Genomic DNA, 20134 nt, shown 5'->3' with positions numbered 1-20134 from the left:
ACAATCAAAACCCATATCTCAGATCTACTGATATCACAATATCTGTTTGAGTATAAAACGCCGAAAAGGCATCTCATATCTCAAATCTAATATCTCATATCTACTGAATATCCCCGTAAGCGGCCAATATTTTACGTACCAGCTTATGACGTACTACGTCTTCGCCGCTTAGGTAAACTATTTCAATCCCTTTTATATCTGTTAATATACGCAGGGCTGTATGCAGGCCCGATTGTTGCTTTTTGGGCAAATCTATCTGCGTAACATCGCCTGTAACAATAAACTTTGCAGATGGCCCCATACGTGTCAGGAACATCTTGAGCTGCATATCGGTAGCATTTTGGGCCTCATCCAATATCACAAAGCAATTATCAAGGGTACGGCCGCGCATAAATGCCAATGGTGCAATTTCAATGGTACGGTTCTCCAGGTAAAACTTAAGTTTTTCTGCCGGGATCATATCATCAAGGGCATCATACAACGGCCTCAGATACGGGTCGATCTTTTCTTTTAAGTCGCCGGGTAAAAAGCCGAGGTTCTCTCCTGCTTCAACTGCCGGGCGGGTTAAAATAATACGCTTTATTTCTTTATTCTTAAGGGCGCGTACAGCTAATGCAACTGCAGTATAGGTTTTACCCGTACCCGCAGGCCCTATGGCAAAAAGAATATCGCTTTGATTAATGCTATCAACCATTTTACGCTGGTTGGCAGTACGGGCTTTCACCATTACTCCGTTCGGACCAAAAACTATAACCTCGCCGCTGGCAAATTTATCGGTAACCTGGTCAGTTGACGGCCCTGTAGTAACTTTCGATCCTAAAATACGTTCAAGATCGGTAATGTTCAGGTTCTCAAATTTTTCAACATGTTGCAGCAGATGAGAAAATTTTTCCTGGAAAACATTTAGTTCGTGATCATCACCCAAAACTTTTATTTCGTTGCCTCGTGCAACTAATTTAAGCTTGGGATATTGTTTCTTAATGATCTCAAAATGATCATTATTTGGCCCCCACAATACGGCTGGATTTACGTTTTCAATTGATAGCTTAAGTTCGTTCAATACTAATTTGATTTTTTAGTTACGGATTTTTATGAATTAAAAATTGAATATTTGTAGCTTCAAATGCTATTACAAGATTAGCAATAAATATTATAAAATTAATGGCAATAATAACATTAACTACTGATTTGGGCGATAAGGACATTTACCAGGCTACTTTAAAAGGAAGTATCTATAAATTGTTGCCTACAGTTAATATTGTTGATATTACCAACAGTGTAGCGGCTTTTAATGTGCAACAGGCCGCGTTTATATTAAAGAACAGTTTTTATTACTTCCCCGAAGATACGGTACACCTTATAGGCATCGATACTGTATATAGCGATCATACAAAGTACCTGGCCGTAAGGTACAAAAAACATTATTTTGTAGGTGCCGATAATGGGATTTTCTCCCTGATGTTTGATACCGACCCGGAAGAGATTGTAGAGATCAACATTATGCAAGACCTTAAATTTCTCCATTTTCCCCTTGCCGATATTTTTGTAAAGGCAGCGTGTCACCTTGCAAAGGGCGGAAAGCTTAGCGAGATTGGTCTTCCGGTACATGAAATAGAAAACAAAATGAACCTGCAGCCTGTTATCGAAAAAAACCTGATAAAAGGTGTTGTTATTTATATTGATTCGTTTCAAAATGTGATTACCAACATTACCAAGGAGTTTTTTAACAGTGTACAGCAGGGCCGTCGTTTTGTGCTGAATTTTAAGCGCAACGAAACTATTAACCACCTTAGCTGGCACTATAATGAAGTTCCCGTGGGCGAAAAATTATGCCTTTTTGGCATCAGCGACCATTTAGAAATTGCTATAAATAAAGGAAACGCGAGTGGTTTATTAGGTTTAAACCTTAACGATAAGGTGATTATCGAGTTTCAGTAAAATTAACATATGAGAAAACTAATACTACTTGGCTTGCTATGTTTTTTTGCCGTGGGCGATCTTTTTGCACAATCGCAGTTTAACGCCGATTCTATAGCATACCAGCTTCAGCGTAAAAAAATCAACAATATGTTGGCTTCGCGCAAGCAAAAATTTGGGCAGTATAGCCAAAGCTTAAGCCAGCATACCGGAATTTTCGGTCTTCAAACAAAGGACGATATCCGCCGCTCGAACAGTATTTTGATGGATATTGTAAAAACAGATGACAATATTTATAAGGAGCTAAAAATTTTACTGGAGTACCGTGCTTTTCAGCAAAGGCAAATCCAAAGTCATAGCCAGGAAGCAGAAACTATTAACCGGAACTTTATAGCCACAATTAAAAAGCTTAAACAACAAAATGCGCAACTTAAAGCCAACGCAGAACAAAAGGGCGATTCACATACTATCTATATAATTGTAATTGCCCTCATGCTTGCGTCAATTTTATATCTCCTTTACAAAAGAAACAAAGTTAAGGTGTAATTTAGCGCCCGTAACTATAAAACTATAAATGGCAAGAGGACGACTGAACAGTGGCGCTAAGACCGAGACCGAATTACCTAAAGCAAAAATAAACAGGCAGAGCATCCAAAACATACGGAAGCTACTCACTTACATAAAACCCTACCGGTGGAAGTTTATAGCAGGAATGTTATTTTTGTTTATATCGAGTTTGGTTGGGCTTGCTTTCCCTAAAATATTAGGATCATTAATTGATGCAGCCCAGGGCAAATTTGTAAGCCAATACCTCCCGCATAGCTTAAATGGAATTGCAGTTTTTGGGTTTATCTTATTATTTGGCCAGGCATTTGTTTCATTTTTCAGGGTAGTATGGTTTGTTCAGGTTGCAGAGCGTTCGCTGGCTGATATCAGGCGCGATACTTATTTTAAGCTCATCACCCTGCCTATGAACTTTTTTGCCAACCGCCGTGTTGGTGAATTAAACAGCCGCATATCTGCCGATCTTTCTCAAATACAGGATACATTAACAACTACCATAGCCGAAATCATCAGGCAGTTAGTGATCATGGTAGGTAGTGTTATTTTGCTGGCAGTAGTATCTATAAAATTAACCCTTGCCCTACTTGCTATTTTACCGTTCCTGGTGGCATTCGCTGTATTTTTCGGAAAGTTTATTCGTAAACTCTCACGGCAGGCGCAGGATAAACTCGCAGAATCAAACACTATTGTTGAGGAAACCCTGCAGGGCATTGCAAACGTAAAGGCATTTGTAAACGAAGCTTATGAAGCCACCCGTTATGATAAGATATTACGAAACGTAGTAGATATAGCTGTAAAGGGCGCCAAGTTCCGTGGAATTTTTGCATCGTTTATTGTATTTTGTTTATTCGGTACTTTTGTGGGCGTTATATGGTACGGATCGGTATTGGTTAGCCACGGAGAAATCCTGGTGGGTGATTTAACCACTTTTATCATGTACTCCATATTTGTAGGCGCTGCTATGGGCAGTTTCCCCGACTTATATGCCAACTTACAAAAAGCAGTAGGTGCAAGTGAACGGGTACTGGAGATATTAGCCGAAACCGGCGAAGATATCTCTATGGTTGAAAATAACAACCAGGTAGATCAACCCGTCAAAGGAGATATATCTTTCGATAATGTGGTTTTTGCCTACCCATCCCGCTCAGAACTAACTATTTTAAAAGGTATTTCATTTGATGCTGCTGCCGGGCAAAAGGTAGCCATTGTTGGGCCAAGCGGTTCGGGCAAATCAACTATGGCTTCATTGATATTACAGTTTTATCATCCGCAAAACGGAATAATTTTATTTGATGACCGGCCGGCGTCAGATTATTCCATTACCGATATCCGTAACCAGGTTGCCATTGTTCCGCAGGATGTATTGTTGTTCGGGGGATCAATATTAGAGAACATTGCTTATGGCCGATTGAATGCATCCAAAGAGGATATTATACAGGCTGCCAAACGTGCAAACGCACATCAGTTTATTACCTCTTTCCCCGAAGGTTATGAAACCATTGTAGGTGAGCGTGGTGTAAAGCTTTCGGGCGGTCAGCGCCAGCGTATTGCTATCGCGAGGGCATTGTTAAAAAATCCATCAATATTGATTTTGGATGAAGCCACGTCATCGTTAGATTCGGAATCTGAACGTTTAGTTCAGGAAGCCTTGGAAGAGTTGATGAAAGATCGTACCTCTATTATCATCGCCCACCGCTTATCAACTATCCGTGAGGCAGATAAGATCATTGTACTGGAAAAAGGTGAGATCATCGAGAGCGGCAGCCACCAGGAACTCATAGGCAACGAACAGGGGCTTTATCGCTATTTAAGTCAGCTGCAATTTGAATCGCAGAGTAACTAATTCGTGATTATCTGTTACGGATTACCATTATTAAAATAAAAGTTCGGATATTAAACCGAAAACCTAAAAGGTATATTGAGGCTATGGTATATTGACTGTGGCCCATCGACTTATAAAATGAAATTAACGATACACGGAGCTGCCCAACAGGTAACCGGCAGCATGCATTTGCTGGAGGTTGACCAATATAAAATATTAATAGATTGCGGATTAGATTATGAGAAGGACCGCAGCATACAATCAAACGAAAACTTCCCCTTCAGGCCGGAAGAGATCGACGTGGTAATACTTACACATGCACACATTGATCACTCCGGTAACCTGCCCACCCTGGTAAGGTTGGGCTTTAACGGCCAGATATTGTGTACCCCTCCTACTGCTGATCTTACGGAGTTGCTGTTGCTTGATTCGGTAAGCATTTTCATGAATAAGGCTAATAAAGGAAACAGGAAACGCGGCAAAGGTAAATTTAACAATGGTAGCAGCCCGCAACCCTTATACCTGCAAAAGCATGTAATGGACACTGTTGACCGTTTTGTTACCATAGGCTTTAACCGTCCTTTCCGCATAAACGGCAATATCGAACTTACTTTTATCCCGGTTGGTCACTTATTAGGCGCAGCAGCGGCAGTTTTAAAAGTGATTGAGAACGGCGAAGAAAAATCCATTGCCTTTACAGGCGATATCGGCAGAAAGAATTACCCGGTGCTCAACGATCCGCAGGAATTGCCCCCGGTTGATTTCCTGGTATCAGAATCAACATATGGTGGCCGTTACCATACCAAAGGCAAATCGGTAGAAGAGACGCTTATCGAAGTTATTGATAAAACTTGTGTAAGAGAGCAAGGTCGCTTAATTATCCCTGCATTTAGTATTGGGCGTACACAATCATTGGTCTATTCATTAAATAAGATCTTTACAGAAGGTTTACTGCCACAGGTTAAGGTTTTTGTGGATAGCCCAATGGCTACCATGGCAACCGGCATCTTCCGCAAATACCACAGCCTGGTAAACCAGGAAGCACAGGATTTTTACAGGGATAAAGGCGATGAATTTGAGTTTGACAACCTTACCTATGTAGAAAACCTGAAAGATAGCCGTCAGATCTCGAACTACTATGAACCCTGTATCATCATCTCATCAGCCGGAATGCTGGAGGGCGGGCGCATCCAGGATCACCTGTTCTATAATATCCAGAATTATTATTGTACCATCCTGTTCATAGGCTATTGCGCCAAGGGAACATTAGGTCACCGTTTATTGCGCGGCGATTCCATAGTTCACATTAAAGACCGTGAGCTGGCCGTTTACGCCACCATCAAACAAACCGATGTACTTAGCGCCCACGGTGATCACCAGGACCTATTAGATAACGTAAAACAGCAGGATAAAGCAAAACTTAAGAGCGTATTCCTTGTTCACGGTGAAGGAGAAAGCATGAAGCTGCTGGCTACTTCTTTGGAGGAAGAAGGATATGCTGTTACGGTACCGGAAAAGGACATAACGTACAATTTAATTTAACACGAATTTCACCAATGGACTCTAATTGTCACGAATTTTGGGAGTCGACAAGTTGGATAAATTGATGAGCCGACACTTCGGTCATGGAAATTATTTCTGCAAGGCAACATTCAATTTGTAAGCGTTGCATATCGCCGCTTAACACGTGAGAGGCTGAAACATGCATGACTTGTTTTTAATTATATATGGCTTTATAAAAGCGAATGGCACGAACTCTTTAGGAATTCGTGCCATTTGTTTTTATTCGTAAAATTGGAGTCTGATTCAATTCGTGAAATTCGAACCAATTCGAGAGAATTCGTGTTTATGCTTTCTTAAAATGACCAATGATCAAATTAGCAAGCTCGGTACCTATTCTTTCCTGGGCCTCATTGGTGGCAGCACCAATGTGAGGAGTTAAAGAAATTTTAGGGTGTTTCAGGATCTCTTCACGAGGGCTTGGTTCGTTATCAAACACATCAAGAGCTGCAAATGAAACCTGGCCGCTGTTTAATGCATCAACCAAAGCCAATTCGTCAATTAAACCACCACGTGAAATATTTACAAGTCCAACACCTTTTTTGGTTTGCGCTAATTCTTCTGCACCAAATAAAGCTTTATCAATAAATGGAGTATGTAGTGTTATAAAATCAGATTGCTTGATAACCTCATCTAAAGTAGCTGTTTTAACGCTTACTTTAACTGTGGTTCCGCCACCCAAAACGATGTCAAGCTCAGGGTTGAATGGAAACAGGTCATAAGCTAAAACTTCCATACCAACGCCAATGGCTATCTTAGCCACTTCGCGGCCAATACGGCCAAAGCCTACAATACCTAAAGTTTTACCACGCAGCTCGATACCTTTTGCGTAAGCTTTTTTCAGGTCGTTAAATTTAGTAGCGCCCTCAACCGGCATTTTGCGGTTGCTATCTGGCAGGAAACGAACACTTCCAAATAAGCTGGCGAATACCAATTCTGCAACTGATAATGATGATGAAGCAGGGGTGTTATAAACACCAATACCTTTTTCTTTGGCATAGTCAACGTCAATATTATCAACACCAACACCGCCGCGGCCAATCAGTTTCAAATTTGGGCAGGCATCAATTAATGCTTTACGTACTTTAGTCGCACTACGTACAGTGATACCATCATACTCCTGTAACCTAACAGGCAATTCATCCTGTGGAATGTTATTGGTATCAATAAAGAAACCGGCTTCCTCTAAAAGCTGTTTTCCTATCGGATCGATACCGTCATTAGCTAATATTTTGATCATCTTATTGGTTCATTGGTTTATTGGTTCATTAGTTCATTGGTCTGCTTTATTAAATATTAAATAGACTGATGAACAGCGAACAAATAAACGATTGTTACTTAGTTAATTAGTTCAGAGGCCCGCTTCGTAAGTACTAATGAACGAATGAACGAATGAACTAATGAACGTTAATTATTTATTTAATTCTGCAAATTCCTGCATTACATCAATCAGCGCGTATACACTGGTTATTGGCAATGCGTTGTATATTGATGCTCTGAAACCACCAACACTTCTGTGTCCTTTGATGCCTACTATGCCTCTTTCGTCGCATAATTTAAGGAATGGTTTTTCCAGCTCAGGATTTTCCATTACAAAGGTAACGTTCATATGTGAGCGGTCTTCAACGGCACAAACAGGTTTAAACAACGGGTTACGCTCAATCTCCTCATACAATACTCTTGCCTTGGTAATGTTTTCCTGCTCAATGGCTTCAACACCGCCTTTGGCTTTTAACCAGTTAAGCGTAAGCATTGATACATAGATGGCAAAACATGGCGGCGTATTATACATAGAACCGCCTTCTATCTGAGTTTGATAGTTAAACATTGCAGGAATCTTACGATCAACCTTGCCCAGTATCTCATCCTTAACAATTACCAGGGTAACACCGGCAGGGCCCATATTTTTTTGAGCGCCGGCGTAAATCAAACCAAAATCGGCAACGTTAATTTTGCGGCTAAATATATCTGACGACATATCACAAACTACAGGTATAGGTGATTTAGGAAACTCCTGTAACTGTGTACCATAAATGGTATTGTTTGATGTGATGTGAAAGTAAGCCGCATCAGCAGGAATAGTATAATCTTTAGGAATGTAAGTAAAGTTGCTCGCTTTTGATGAGGCTACTATCTCTACTTCGCCAAAATATTTAGCTTCTTTTAAGGCTTTGTTTGCCCATACACCTGTTTCAAGGTATGCAGCTTTGCCACCAGATGGCAGCAGGTTATAAGGGGCCATAGCAAATTGTGTGCTGGCACCGCCTTGTAAAAATAATACCGAATAACCTTCTGGCACACTGTATAATTCTTTTACCAATGCAACAGCTTCATCCAAAACTGCTTCAAATTCTTTCGACCGGTGGGAGATCTCCAGTAATGATAATCCTGTACCATTAAAATCAATAACCGCCTCTGAAGCTTGTTTTAAAACTTCGTGAGGTAAAATGCCAGGTCCGGCACCAAAATTATGTTTCATATAATTAACGTATTGTAGGTTCTGAATACTTGATTAGGAACTTTGTATTTAGTTGGGCCGAAGTTAATCAATTTGACAAAATTGATAGGATTTATTTACATTTTTTGAAAAAATATACAATTAGTCAACAAAAGCCTTTTTGATTGCAAATTTTAAATTAATCCTATAAGGTTGGTAGTAATTATTACAATTGTAATAACCTTTCGGGGTATTTAAGATTAGATACCGCAGCAAGCTGATCGGCCGACGAGAACACCGAATTGCCCGCAACCAGCACATTTGCACCGGCATCTAACAATTTTTTTATATTATGCTCGCCAACACCACCATCAACTTCTATCAGTAATCCAGGATTTTTCTTTCGGCTAAGCTCTTTCAGGTCGTTGAGTTTTTTGTAGGTATTGTCAATAAATTTCTGTCCGCCAAAGCCGGGGTTTACAGACATGATGAGCACCATATCCAGGTCGGCAATAATATCCTCAAGCAAGGCAACAGGCGTATGCGGGTTAAGGGCTACTCCTGCCCTGCAGCCTAGTTCTTTAATAGCCTGTATGGTTCGGTGCAAATGCGGACAAGCCTCATAGTGAACAGTGATACCATCAGCTCCCGTATCTTTAAAAGCTTTTAAATAGCGGTCGGGATCAACTATCATTAAATGTACATCCAGCGGTTTGGTAGCATGCTGTTTAGTTGCAGCAACAACGGGAAAACCAAAAGAGATGTTTGGCACAAACATGCCGTCCATAATATCAACATGCACCCAGTCGGCATCGCTTTTATTGATCATTTCAATATCGCGTTGCAGGTTGGCAAAATCGGCTGCTAAAATTGATGGTGCTATCAGGTGATTCATGTGCAAATATATAAATCCCAAACATTGCTAACTGCAATTATTTGTAAAGTTTTTAGGCAACCCGTCGTCCTGAACTTGTTTCAGGATCTCACAGGACAAGTGATCAGCATGAAATATACCTTGCACGTAGGATACCGAATATATTCGGCATGACTGCTCTTTATGAAAGAAATATACTTATCATTCCCCCTTCAGGGGCTTAGGGCGCTCCTAATCGCAGTTTAGCAACAGATCATAGTACTTTTTCATCAATACTGTATCATAATTAACTAAAGAACCATAGGCCTCTGCTACCAGTTCGTTCAAAATCGATGAGCCAAGCTGACCGCCACCATTGGGGATGGAATCATAATACTGTATTAATTCTTTAACACGGATAATTTCATATAATAACTGCTGAACCAGATCATTTTGCGCAGCCGACTGCTTCCCATGCGGATTATTGTTGAGAAAATCTAAAGGATCATTGGTAGCAGAAGTCATGTTTTTTACAAGCGGAGTCAAAATTTAAGGTTTTATCAACTATTTATTAACTGATATAAAGTTTAAATAAATGCCTTTTGTTTTAATTTTTTGCAAAAAAAGTGTCAAGAATACAAGAAAAAATAACAAAACCCTCATATAGAGGGTTTTGCATATATCAAAATATAAAATTTATTTGTCTGCTTTTGGTGCCTCTGGCCTTGGCAATAACGCTTTGCGCGATAACTTCAGTTTACCTTGTTTATCAACATCAAGCAATTTAACCCTTACCTCGTCACCCACTTCAAAGATGCCGTCCATCTTCTCAATCCTGCGGTGATCAATTTCAGAGATGTGTAACAAACCGTCTTTACCTGGCATGATCTCAACAAATGCACCAAACGGCATAATTGATTTCACTTTACCTTCGTAAATCTCGCCAACTTCTGGTTTAGAAGCAATGTTACGGATCCTTGATAAAGCCTGATCGATAGAAGCTTTGTTATCGGCAAATATTTGAACGATACCCTGGTTGTCTTTTTCTTCGATAGAAATAGTTGCACCGGTTTCACGTTGCATTTCCTGGATAATTTTACCGCCGGGCCCGATAACTGCACCAATAAATTCTTTATCAATTTTAATGGTAACAATACGCGGAGCATGTGGTTTGTAATCAACACGGGGAGCAGTAAGAGTTTTAGCCATTTCACCAAGAATGTGTAAACGCCCCTCTTTAGCCTGGTTTAAAGCGTTGGTTAACACTTCGTATGATAGGCCATTGATCTTTAAATCCATTTGTACGGCAACTATACCATTTGTGGTACCGGTAACTTTAAAGTCCATATCACCTAAGTGATCCTCGTCACCAAGGATATCCGACAGGATCGCATATTTAGTACCCATTTCGTTGGTGATCAATCCCATCGCGATACCTGATACCGGCGATTTAATTTTGATACCTGCATCCATCAAAGCCAATGTACCGGCACAAACCGTAGCCATTGATGACGAACCGTTTGATTCCAGGATGTCAGAAACGATACGGATAGTATATGGGTTTTCATCCTCAGATGGCAATACCTGTTTTAACGAACGCATGGCCAGGTTACCGTGACCAATTTCGCGGCGACCAGCACCCCTGTTCGGACGAACCTCGCCGGTTGAGAAACCTGGGAAGTTATAATGCAACAGGAATTTTTGGTAACCGTTGATGAACGCGCCATCAATCATTTGCTCATCATCCTTAGCACCTAAAGTAACAGTAGTTAATGCCTGGGTTTCACCACGTGTAAACACCGCAGAACCGTGAGCAGATGGTAAATAACCCACTTCGCTCCATATAGGGCGGATTTGGGTAGTTGTACGACCATCCAAACGTTTGCCTTCATCTAATACAAGATTACGGATAGCATCGTACTCCACATCATGGTAGTATTTTTTAGCTAAAAACTTAGTGACATCATCAATTTCGCCTAAAGTAGCGATGTAAGCATCCCGAACTTCTTTGAATTTGGCAGAACGCTCATCTTTTGCAGATGCAGAAGAAGCGATAGCATAAACCTGATCGTAAGTAGCAGCGTAGATAGCTTTTTTCAAATCTTCGTTGCTGTTTTCATGGCTGTAAACACGTTTTTCGGTTTTGCCAACTTCAATGGTTAACTCTTTTTGAGCTAAACACTGCAATTTAATAGCGGTGTGTGCAAACTTAATAGCTTCAACCAATTCGGCTTCCTGAATCTCTTTTGATTCACCTTCAACCATGTTGATGTCATGCTCGCTACCTGCTACAATAAATTCTAAAGTAGCACGCTCAAGCTGGCTTAAAGTTGGGTTAATTACCAACTGGCCATCAATTTTAGCAACACGTACTTCAGATATAGGACCGTTAAAAGGAATATCAGATACAGCTAATGCTGCTGATGCAGCCAAACCGGCAAGGCAATCAGGCATAATGTCTTTATCTGCAGAAATTAAAGAGATCATCACCTGTGTATCAGCATGATAATCTGAAGGGAACAACGGACGTAAAGCGCGGTCAACCAAACGCGAGATCAAAACCTCGTAGTCTGATAAACGTGCCTCGCGGCGCAAAAAACCACCCGGGATACGACCGGTGGCAGCGTATTTTTCCTGGTAATCAACAGAAAGGGGTAAAAAATCAACTCCCTCTTTCGCTTCCTGCGATGATACTACAGTAGCCAATAACATGGTATCACCCATTTTAATAACTACAGAGCCATCGGCTTGTTTGGCCAGTTTACCTGTTTCGATCTCAATGGTGCGGCCATCACCTAAATCGATAACTTTTTTAATTACGTTTAAACTCATCTTCTTTTGTTTGTGGTGCACTTTTCATCTTTCGGAGCGCACCRGTTTTTTATGTATGTATAATATTTGTTGCAAAAGTAAAAAAGCCATCCCCAAATTCGGGATGGCTTTTAAATAAAAAAAGAGAGAATTACTTAATGATATCCCTTAGCTGTAAAGCTTTGATGATAGCACGATATCTTTCAATGTCTTTTTTGAATAAGTATGCCAGCAATGCACGGCGTTTACCTACTAATTTTTGTAGCGATAACTGGGTAGAAAAATCATGTTTGTTTTTTTTCAGGTGACCAGTTAAGTGTGCAATGCGAGTGGTGAATAATGCTACTTGTCCTTCTGCCGAACCCGTGTCTGTAGCACCTTTACCATGTTTTGCAAAGATCTCTGCCTTTGCTTCTTTACCTAAATACATTACTTGAATAATATTAAAGCGTTAAATATTTTTGTTAATTGTGGGTGCAAAGATAGTGCGAATGTTTCATATATGCAAGCCGAACTGTAAGATGATTCTTAACCGGAATCATTCCCTTCATTAGTAAATGCCACATAGGATGCCGGGAGAAGAAGATCCTTAATTGTAAAGGAATTTATTAAAGAATAACCTTATTGCTATAAACGGCAATAAAATACTGCTAACCAACTTTTTTATAGGGAATATTGAAGTAAAAACAGCTACCTTTTCCTGCATCACTTTCCACACCAATGCTTCCTTGCTGCAATACAAGAAGCTGGTGGCAAATATAAAGGCCGAGACCTGTACCCGCTTTATCTCCCGAGCGGTCGGCCTGGTAGTACCTGGTAAACAATTTAGCTTGCCTTTCTTTAGGGATACCTGTTCCGGTATCAATAATCCGTACTTCCAGTTTTTGCTGATGCTCATTAATTGAACGCAAATTAACCTTAACCGTTACACCTCCGGTTTCTGTGTATTTTATAGCATTACCCAGCAAATTAATCATAACCTGTTTTAGCCTGAAAGCATCCCCGCTGATTAACACATCTTCGTCCCCGTCAAACTCTGYGGTTAAATAAATCTGTTTATTTTCTGCAAGAAAGCTCATGGCTGCTATCGCATGGCTAATCTCATGGTAAGGATTAAACTCAGATAAGTTAAGCACTTCATCTTTCTGATGATCTATCTTACTGGCGTCAAGTATATTATTAATAGTCTCCATTAACATCTGGGCAGCATGGTTCATAGAAGCAAGACGTTTTTGCTGCTCAGGTGAGCGAATAGTTTTGTTTAAGATATAAATAGTTCCAGTAATGGTTGTAAGCGGATTACGGATTTCATGGCTCATAATGGCCAACAACTCCGATTTTTGCTCGGCAAGGGCAATGGCTCTTTCATTCTCTGCCAGGTAAAGCTCTTCTGCTTTTCCTGCCTTGCGGATGTAAACAAGCAGCAGGATGATGAAAATAAGAATCATAATAACGGCCACGCCGGTAAAATTGTTAAGCTCGCTTGTTGCAAGCTGGTACTGGGCAAGTGTTTTATTCCGGCTTAGCTCCCAGGCATTAATATGAACATCCTTGAGCTCCTGTACCAACTGATGAAGCTGGATAACCAGGTTAAGGTTGGCGGCTATCAACTGCTTGTTGGACTCGGTGAGGTGATTGTTTTCTTCATTTAATTCCCGGACCAATTGCTCAACCGATAGATTTTGCTTTCTGACTAAAGACCGTGTTACCGAATCGCTGATCTGTTTTACACGATTGACTGTAAGCACCCTGACGGAGGTGCCTGCCTGGTTTTTATTATTAAACGCATCCCTCAAACGTTTAAACAAACCGTTTTTGCTGGCGGGTGCATTTATTTCTTTTACCAGTGTATCTGCCCCATTTTTCACATTGAAATGGCGCCTGGTTTGATAACCGGCCGCAGCATTTAAATTACCCTGCCCTTTAATCCCCTGTATGGTTGTTGCGTTTAAAAGCGAATCAAACTTGTGCTTAAGTTTAAATACTTCTTTTGACATAGATAATTTACGGTCAAAAGTTTTTTCAAGCTCACCCTTACCCGCTGGAAAATATTTGGGAATATCAGCTTTATACTTATTAAGTATGGTATTGATCTGGTTGAAAACATTTGTAAGTTTTATTTTATAGGACTCTAACTTTTCGCTACCGCCATATAAACTCGCTTTCTGAAAATCATTTTCTGCACTGTTTAAATCCAGCAAAACATTATTGATCTCCTGCGATTGCAGAGGGTCTTTATATTGTTGACCCAGGTTTTGCAGTTTTTTTGAAATTGAATTTCTCAGGAACAAGGAACCAGCGGTGATCAGGAAGGTAAATACCAGGAATATGATAAATATCCTGCGGTGATAATGTGTTGATCTTCCTTTTGTAACTCCTATATTTTTTAGCATCGTTGACTCGTTGTAAACAGGGGAAAATTGATTGGTTCAGGCATTGTTAATAACAAGTCACCTACCGACGCCTTTTCGTTCAAAATAACTTATAAAATTTCGCAAATATAGAAATTTCAACCTTATGCACTTTTTAAATATGCTCATATGAAGGGAGAACGCTTAGCAGCTATTTAAATTTCACTCAGTAATATTTTTACGAATTCGTGAAACGTATTTCTCACCACCATTGGCTGGTATCCACTATGATAATTCTGAAAAAAAAATGAGGATGATGTGTTGGGTTTAGAACTTAACAACGATCATGTCACAAGGTAAAATCCGGAGACTATGAAGAAGGGAATGACAAACCAAATCCAGACTTATCCAGGGTATAAACCACGGATTTATCAACCGGGTATAATGGGGCACTTTTATAAATGCACAGGATAAGCGGTTTCCTGTTTTGCCTCCGACAATACGAAAAAGCTTTGCATGTTACCAACATCCGGCAATCCGGCCAGCTTCGTCATCAGCAGTACATTGTATTCGTTCATGTCACTTATGGCTATACGGAGCAAAAAATCAAAAATCCCGGTCATATGGTAACATTCCATAATTTCGGGCAGCTTAACCACCTCCTGCTGAAAGGCCAGCAACGCATCCCGTGAGTGCTCCTTTAACTGTACATGCGTATAAGCAATAAGGCCCCGGCCAACCTTTTTAGGATCAATAATGGCCACGTAGCGTTTAATGTATCCTTCATCCTCCAGCCGCTTTATCCTAAGATGAATGGGGGTAACACTTTTATGCAGCAGGTAGCCAATCTCCTTATGTGTTATTTGCGCATCTTTCTGCAATAGTTGTATAATAGCAATATCGGTATCGTCGAGTTGATTATTCTGCATGATGGGTATAAGCTATGATGCTTTTGTTAAAAAAGGTTCCGCGTCATTAAAAGAAAGCACCCCAGCCTCCCGCATAAAGCACTCGGCCTTTTTTACCATATTAACTGAACCAATAAAAATTGGTGAACGCTGGTGCAGCTCCTGCACATCAAGCTCCAGTATCCTGTCTGTACCATTGGTTGCCCTGCCCCCGGCCTGCTCCAAAATAAAAGCCATTGGGTTACACTCATAAACAAGGCGCAGTTTGCCATTAGGCGCAGCAGATGTAACCGGGTAAATAAAGATGCCGCCCTTGATGAGGTTGCGGTGCAGATCGGCCACCATTGAGCCAATGTAGCGCGAAGTATAAGGCCGGCTGGTACTCTTATCCTCCACCTGGCAATACTTGATATATTGCTTCACTCCTTTAGGGAAATGTACATAATTCCCTTCATTGATAGAATAGATGACACCATCTTCAGGAATCCGCATATCCGGGTGCGATAAACAAAACTCACCGATGGATGGATCGAGCGTAAACCCGTTTACGCCTTTCCCCGTGGTATAAACCAGCATGGTAGATGAGCCGTAAATTATATACCCGGCCGCTACCTGTGCCGTACCTGGTTGCAGTACATCGGCCAGGGTGGCCGGTTCTTCCAGGGATAATCTTCGGTAAATTGAAAAGATGGTACCAATGGGCACATTCACATCAATATTGGACGAACCGTCCAATGGGTCGATAGCTACGATATATTTGGCGTTGTTTGCCACCTCGGTATCTATCCGGATGATATCCTCGTTTTCTTCTGATGCTACGATACAGCATTCGCCACCGCTTGACAACGCAGATATGAATTGTTCATTAGAAAAAACATCCAGTTTCTGCTGGCTTTCTCCCTGGATATTCATGCTGCCCGCCTGCCCCAGTATATCCATCAGGCCGGCTTTATTTACCTCCCGGTTGACGATCTTGGCAGCGATCCCGATGTCGCGCAAAAGCCTGGAAAGCTCCCCTTTGGCGTATGCAAAATCGGCTTGTTTTTCGATGATAAATTGTCCTAAAGTTTTAACTACCGGCATATGACTTAGTGTATGGTTTACGTTTTTATTGATACTAATTGGTTCAGCCAATATAAGCACTTATATCCTTAAAAAACAATATTTAAGCACAAAATATTTCATTTAGCACTAAATAACCGATATCCGCCAAGGGATACTAAGTGTAAAATAGGCAATATTATAAACCTGTTATTCTGACAGTAAACACAGGGTTATAGCCGTTTTTTTTAAAACCGGTGCAAATTCAGCGCTCTTTTAATCTTATCAGCCACAAATAGTCGTTTTTTTAGTTCTTTTTTCTAAATATAAATCACCCTATAGTTTCAGAAACCAAATAACCCAACCTTTACATTATTAAGGATGCTCAACATCCCGACCAACCAATTATAACTATTATTAAACCAATGAGACCTGTAAAAATCCTGGTGATCGGTGCCTGCGGACAGATCGGGACCGAACTGACAAGTGCCTTAAGATTGAGGCACGGCAGTAACAATGTCATTGCGGCCGACCGCTTTTTCGGCAGCCCGAATGAAGGCCTTTACCGGCAACTGAATGTTTTGAATATAGATGCATTAACACAACTCGTCCGTGAAGAAAGCATCACCCAGGTATACCTGCTGGCAGCCATGCTTTCGGCAAGCAGCGAACAGCACATCCATACAGCCTGGGAACTTAACATGAATGGTTTGCTGAATGTGCTGAAGGTGGCCATTTCCCAGCGGCTGGATAAAGTATTCTGGCCGAGCAGCATTGCTGTATTCGGTCCCGGGTCACCAAGGCACCTTTGCCCGCAGGAAGCCCTTACAGAGCCAAAAACAGTTTATGGCATCAGCAAACGGGCAGGCGAATACTGGTGCAGGTATTATTTTGATAAATATGGCCTTGATGTACGCAGTCTGCGCTATCCCGGCCTCATCTCCTCCACATCCCCTCCGGGTGGCGGCACCACAGATTACGCGGTAGATATGTTTCACCAGGCCATTGAAAAAGGGCATTATACCTGTTTCCTGCAGGAAGATACCTGCCTGCCGATGATGTACATGGCAGACGCTGTACGTGCCACAATGGAACTGATGGAAGCGCCCGCCGGGCAAATTAAAATACGTACCTCTTATAACCTTTCTGCATTGAGCTTTTCCCCTTGTGATTTGGCAGCAGCTATCCAAAAACATATCCCTGAGTTCGGGGTAACTTACCTGCCCGACAGTCGCCAGGCCATTGCAAATAGCTGGCCTGCAAGTATCAATGACCTGCCCGCCCGCACAGATTGGAACTGGCGGCCGCAATATGATCTTGATATGATGGTTAAGGAAATGCTGAAAAACCTGGAGCAGAAAAAAAAGTCGACAGAAACAGCGGAGACATGGATCAAAGATGATAATTATGTTTTTACCCGCATAGATGAAGCATGAGAGAATTACAGATAACCCAGACCATAACTAACCGGGAAAGTCGCGCGGTAGAAACCTACCTGCATGAACTGAGCAGGTTAAACCCCGTAAGCACCGAGGAAGAAGTAACGCTGGCCAAGCGGATTAGAGAGGGCGACCAGGCGGCGCTTGACCGGCTGGTTAAAACCAACCTGCGTTTCGTGGTCTCTGTAGCCAAGAAATACCAGCGCCAGGGCATGCCGCTGTGCGACCTGATAAGCGAGGGTAACCTCGGGCTGATTAAAGCGGCCAAAAAGTTTGATGAAACAAGGGGATTCAAATTTATTTCTTTTGCGGTATGGTGGATAAGGCAGAGTATCCTGGCGGCCCTCACAGAAAATTCGCGTATGATTAGGTTGCCGATGAATAAGATCCACGATATCTCGAAGATCAATAAAGCGATTGCCGCGGTAGAACAGGAAACCTTGCGCAAACCTTCGGCAGAGCAGATTGCCGAACACCTGGCTACGTCGCCGGAAAAGGTTAACGACGCTTTATCTGTAGCAGCATGGATCAGTTCCCTGGATGCGCCTTTCGGAGATGAAGACGAATATTCACTTCACGAGCAGCTGTTTGAAAAGGATAACTGTACCGATGGAGCCCTGGTGGCAGAAGACGCTTCATTGGAGATAAAGTTGCTCCTGTCCCGGCTAAATGAGCGGGAGCGCTCGGTGATCGACCTGTCTTTTGGGCTTTCCGGGAATGAGGAAGCAACATCTGCAGACATTGCCAGGCATTTAGGGCTCACCGGGGAACGCGTGAGGCAAATTCGTAATCAGGCACTGCATAAACTTCGCAACACAAAAATAATTTAAATAATCATGGTAAAACATATTGCCCAAAAGCTATCACTGAAAGCCAGGATAAATTACCAGCTGCCAACTGTAAAATTGGTAGAACAAGCGCTGCAAAGGAAGGAAGGTATTTTAAACGATACCGGAGCGCTGGTAATCTGCACCGGGGAATTTACCGGCCGCAGCCCGGCAGATAAGTTTATTGTAAAAGATGCGCTGACGAAAAAAACCGTCGACTGGAATAAATTTAACAACCCGATAGCTGTGTCATCCTTTCTAATGCTCCGGCGTGACCTGATTGCTTACCTAAACCAGCAATCTGAAATATGGGTAAGGGATGCTTATGCCTGCGCCAGCCCGGCATTCCGCATCAACATACGTATAGTCAACGAAAATCCTTCATCAAACCACTTTGCAGCCAATATGTTCATCGCTCCTGCTATTGAAGAGCTGGAAAACTTTGAGCCCGATTGGACCATTATCCATGCGCCAGGCTTTAAAGCCGACCCTGCAAAGCATGGCACCAGGCAAAGTAATTTTACCATTATCTCTTTTACTCACAAAACCATCCTCATAGGAGGTACCGGTTATACCGGCGAGATAAAAAAGGGGGTATTTACCGTGCTTAATTTCATCTTACCGGTTGAGCACCGGGTGTTAAGCATGCACTGCAGCGCCAATGAAGGGCCGCAAGGCGACACCGCCCTGTTCTTCGGCTTAAGTGGAACGGGTAAAACAACCCTGAGTTCGGACCCATCACGCAGGCTGATAGGTGATGACGAACATGGCTGGGATGATAAGGGCATTTTTAACTTTGAGGGTGGCTGTTATGCAAAAGTCATCAACCTTTCTGAAGAGCGCGAACCGGCGATCTTTCGGGCTATTCACACAGGAGCACTGGTGGAGAATACCTGCTTTGTCAGTGGCACTAACCGCATTGATTTTGAAAGTAAAGCGATCACAGAAAATACCCGGGTGAGTTACCCCTTACACTTTATACCACATACAAAGGCCCCGGCCCTATCCGGGATTCCCCAAAACCTGTTTTTTCTAACCTGCGATGCCTACGGCGTATTCCCGCCCCTGAGCAGGCTAAGTCATGAACAGGCTATGTACTATTTCATCAGCGGTTATACTGCTAAAGTTGCCGGGACAGAAGAAGGCGTAATTGAACCACAAGTTACTTTTAGTGCATGTTTTGGGGCGCCATTTTTACCACTGCACCCCAACTTTTACGCCACCTTTCTACAGGAAAAACTCGAAAAACACCAAACCAGGGTATGGATGATAAACACCGGCTGGTCGGGCGGATCATATGGAACCGGTAGCCGGATTAACTTAGCATATACCAGGGCCATGATTTCTGCAGCGCTCAGCGGTCAGTTAGAGATGGTGCCGTACCGCGCCCACCAGGTTTTCGGGGTTTTTATTCCTGAAAGCTGCCCCGGCGTTCCTACGGCCATCTTAAATCCAAGGGATACCTGGGCCAATAAACAGGACTATGATTTTATTGCGGGGAGATTGGCTGATAAATTTCGGGAGAATTTTAAACCATATCATGATCAATTGCCATTATCATTGGCTGATGCAATATAGTAATTCAGTTACAGGCTAAGATAAAA

The 20134-nt window shown here is 41.9% G+C and carries 17 protein-coding genes; 7 read left to right on the top strand and 10 right to left on the bottom strand.

Annotated features, from left to right (window positions below; translation table 11 throughout):
- Positions 1–100: 100 nt before the first annotated feature.
- The gene (locus AC1DQW_RS16270) at positions 101–1060 is read right to left on the bottom strand and encodes a PhoH family protein (protein ID WP_477420640.1); all 960 of its coding nucleotides are present in this window, start codon (positions 1058–1060) and stop codon (positions 101–103) included.
- Positions 1061–1161: 101 nt separating this feature from the next.
- Between AC1DQW_RS16270 and AC1DQW_RS16265 the strand changes: the two genes are divergently transcribed.
- The 4 genes from AC1DQW_RS16265 to AC1DQW_RS16250 all read left to right on the top strand — a co-directional run bounded on the left by AC1DQW_RS16265 (position 1162) and on the right by AC1DQW_RS16250 (position 5845).
- The gene (locus AC1DQW_RS16265) at positions 1162–1938 is read left to right on the top strand and encodes an SAM hydrolase/SAM-dependent halogenase family protein (RefSeq protein WP_477420641.1); all 777 of its coding nucleotides are present in this window, start codon (positions 1162–1164) and stop codon (positions 1936–1938) included.
- A 9-nt stretch (positions 1939–1947) separates the two neighbouring features.
- Positions 1948–2463 carry a hypothetical protein gene (locus tag AC1DQW_RS16260; protein ID WP_477455058.1) on the top strand — a complete coding sequence of 172 codons (516 nt, stop codon included), beginning with the start codon at positions 1948–1950 and terminating at the stop codon, positions 2461–2463.
- A 28-nt stretch (positions 2464–2491) separates the two neighbouring features.
- Positions 2492–4324 (top strand): ABC transporter ATP-binding protein, encoded by a 1833-nt coding sequence (locus AC1DQW_RS16255; protein WP_477455057.1) that lies wholly within the window; start codon positions 2492–2494, stop codon positions 4322–4324.
- 117 nt (positions 4325–4441) lie between these two features.
- On the top strand, positions 4442–5845 hold the full coding sequence (locus AC1DQW_RS16250; RefSeq protein WP_477455056.1) for an MBL fold metallo-hydrolase: 1404 nt from the start codon (positions 4442–4444) through the stop codon (positions 5843–5845).
- A 304-nt stretch (positions 5846–6149) separates the two neighbouring features.
- Here AC1DQW_RS16250 and AC1DQW_RS16245 read toward each other — a convergent pair whose 3' ends face one another.
- The 9 genes from AC1DQW_RS16245 to fbp all read right to left on the bottom strand — a co-directional run bounded on the left by AC1DQW_RS16245 (position 6150) and on the right by fbp (position 16306).
- Positions 6150–7103, bottom strand: coding sequence for a D-2-hydroxyacid dehydrogenase (locus AC1DQW_RS16245; RefSeq protein WP_477455055.1), 954 nt, complete (start codon positions 7101–7103; stop codon positions 6150–6152).
- Positions 7104–7274: 171 nt separating this feature from the next.
- On the bottom strand, positions 7275–8342 hold the full coding sequence (gene serC, locus AC1DQW_RS16240) for a 3-phosphoserine/phosphohydroxythreonine transaminase (RefSeq protein ID WP_477455054.1): 1068 nt from the start codon (positions 8340–8342) through the stop codon (positions 7275–7277).
- Between the two features lie 184 nt (positions 8343–8526).
- Positions 8527–9195 carry a ribulose-phosphate 3-epimerase gene (gene rpe, locus AC1DQW_RS16235; protein ID WP_477455053.1) on the bottom strand — a complete coding sequence of 223 codons (669 nt, stop codon included), beginning with the start codon at positions 9193–9195 and terminating at the stop codon, positions 8527–8529.
- 210 nt (positions 9196–9405) lie between these two features.
- On the bottom strand, positions 9406–9678 hold the full coding sequence (locus AC1DQW_RS16230) for a hypothetical protein (protein ID WP_477455052.1): 273 nt from the start codon (positions 9676–9678) through the stop codon (positions 9406–9408).
- 171 nt (positions 9679–9849) lie between these two features.
- Positions 9850–11985, bottom strand: coding sequence for a polyribonucleotide nucleotidyltransferase (gene pnp, locus AC1DQW_RS16225; protein WP_477420648.1), 2136 nt, complete (start codon positions 11983–11985; stop codon positions 9850–9852).
- Between the two features lie 130 nt (positions 11986–12115).
- Positions 12116–12394, bottom strand: coding sequence for a 30S ribosomal protein S15 (gene rpsO / locus AC1DQW_RS16220; RefSeq protein WP_076379122.1), 279 nt, complete (start codon positions 12392–12394; stop codon positions 12116–12118).
- Between the two features lie 220 nt (positions 12395–12614).
- On the bottom strand, positions 12615–14357 hold the full coding sequence (locus AC1DQW_RS16215) for a sensor histidine kinase (protein ID WP_477455051.1): 1743 nt from the start codon (positions 14355–14357) through the stop codon (positions 12615–12617).
- Positions 14358–14770: 413 nt separating this feature from the next.
- Positions 14771–15244, bottom strand: coding sequence for an Lrp/AsnC family transcriptional regulator (locus AC1DQW_RS16210; RefSeq protein ID WP_477455050.1), 474 nt, complete (start codon positions 15242–15244; stop codon positions 14771–14773).
- Positions 15245–15256: 12 nt separating this feature from the next.
- The gene (fbp, locus tag AC1DQW_RS16205) at positions 15257–16306 is read right to left on the bottom strand and encodes a class 1 fructose-bisphosphatase (RefSeq protein ID WP_477420650.1); all 1050 of its coding nucleotides are present in this window, start codon (positions 16304–16306) and stop codon (positions 15257–15259) included.
- Between the two features lie 383 nt (positions 16307–16689).
- On the opposite strand from fbp, the gene AC1DQW_RS16200 reads away from it, so the two are divergent.
- Genes AC1DQW_RS16200 through pckA form a run of 3 tightly spaced genes read left to right on the top strand, consistent with a single transcriptional unit; the run spans position 16690 to position 20108 of the window.
- On the top strand, positions 16690–17700 hold the full coding sequence (locus AC1DQW_RS16200) for an NAD-dependent epimerase/dehydratase family protein (RefSeq protein WP_477455049.1): 1011 nt from the start codon (positions 16690–16692) through the stop codon (positions 17698–17700).
- Positions 17697–18533 (top strand): sigma-70 family RNA polymerase sigma factor, encoded by an 837-nt coding sequence (locus tag AC1DQW_RS16195; RefSeq protein ID WP_477455048.1) that lies wholly within the window; start codon positions 17697–17699, stop codon positions 18531–18533. The genes AC1DQW_RS16200 and AC1DQW_RS16195 overlap by 4 nt, the downstream gene beginning before the upstream one ends.
- Before the next feature lie 6 nt (positions 18534–18539).
- A complete protein-coding gene (gene pckA, locus AC1DQW_RS16190; RefSeq protein WP_477455047.1) occupies positions 18540–20108 on the top strand; it encodes a phosphoenolpyruvate carboxykinase (ATP) in 1569 nt (522 codons plus the stop codon).
- Positions 20109–20134 lie beyond the last annotated feature (26 nt).

The organism is Mucilaginibacter sp. P5_A4 (assembly GCF_056400605.1).
This window is presented reverse-complemented; position numbering and strand designations above follow the sequence as displayed.

What these genes read in the sequence shown, in the direction of transcription:
- AC1DQW_RS16265 (WP_477420641.1), top strand. Translation starts at nt 1,162, where the DNA reads ATGGCAATAATAACATTAACTACTGATTTGGGCGATAAGGACATTTAC.
- AC1DQW_RS16260 (WP_477455058.1), top strand. Translation starts at nt 1,948, where the DNA reads ATGAGAAAACTAATACTACTTGGCTTGCTATGTTTTTTTGCCGTGGGC.
- AC1DQW_RS16255 (WP_477455057.1), top strand. Translation starts at nt 2,492, where the DNA reads ATGGCAAGAGGACGACTGAACAGTGGCGCTAAGACCGAGACCGAATTA.
- AC1DQW_RS16250 (WP_477455056.1), top strand. Translation starts at nt 4,442, where the DNA reads ATGAAATTAACGATACACGGAGCTGCCCAACAGGTAACCGGCAGCATG.
- AC1DQW_RS16245 (WP_477455055.1), bottom strand. Translation starts at nt 7,103, where the DNA reads ATGATCAAAATATTAGCTAATGACGGTATCGATCCGATAGGAAAACAG.
- serC (WP_477455054.1), bottom strand. Translation starts at nt 8,342, where the DNA reads ATGAAACATAATTTTGGTGCCGGACCTGGCATTTTACCTCACGAAGTT.
- rpe (WP_477455053.1), bottom strand. Translation starts at nt 9,195, where the DNA reads ATGAATCACCTGATAGCACCATCAATTTTAGCAGCCGATTTTGCCAAC.
- AC1DQW_RS16230 (WP_477455052.1), bottom strand. Translation starts at nt 9,678, where the DNA reads ATGACTTCTGCTACCAATGATCCTTTAGATTTTCTCAACAATAATCCG.
- pnp (WP_477420648.1), bottom strand. Translation starts at nt 11,985, where the DNA reads ATGAGTTTAAACGTAATTAAAAAAGTTATCGATTTAGGTGATGGCCGC.
- rpsO (WP_076379122.1), bottom strand. Translation starts at nt 12,394, where the DNA reads ATGTATTTAGGTAAAGAAGCAAAGGCAGAGATCTTTGCAAAACATGGT.
- AC1DQW_RS16210 (WP_477455050.1), bottom strand. Translation starts at nt 15,244, where the DNA reads ATGCAGAATAATCAACTCGACGATACCGATATTGCTATTATACAACTA.
- fbp (WP_477420650.1), bottom strand. Translation starts at nt 16,306, where the DNA reads ATGCCGGTAGTTAAAACTTTAGGACAATTTATCATCGAAAAACAAGCC.
- AC1DQW_RS16200 (WP_477455049.1), top strand. Translation starts at nt 16,690, where the DNA reads ATGAGACCTGTAAAAATCCTGGTGATCGGTGCCTGCGGACAGATCGGG.
- AC1DQW_RS16195 (WP_477455048.1), top strand. Translation starts at nt 17,697, where the DNA reads ATGAGAGAATTACAGATAACCCAGACCATAACTAACCGGGAAAGTCGC.
- pckA (WP_477455047.1), top strand. Translation starts at nt 18,540, where the DNA reads ATGGTAAAACATATTGCCCAAAAGCTATCACTGAAAGCCAGGATAAAT.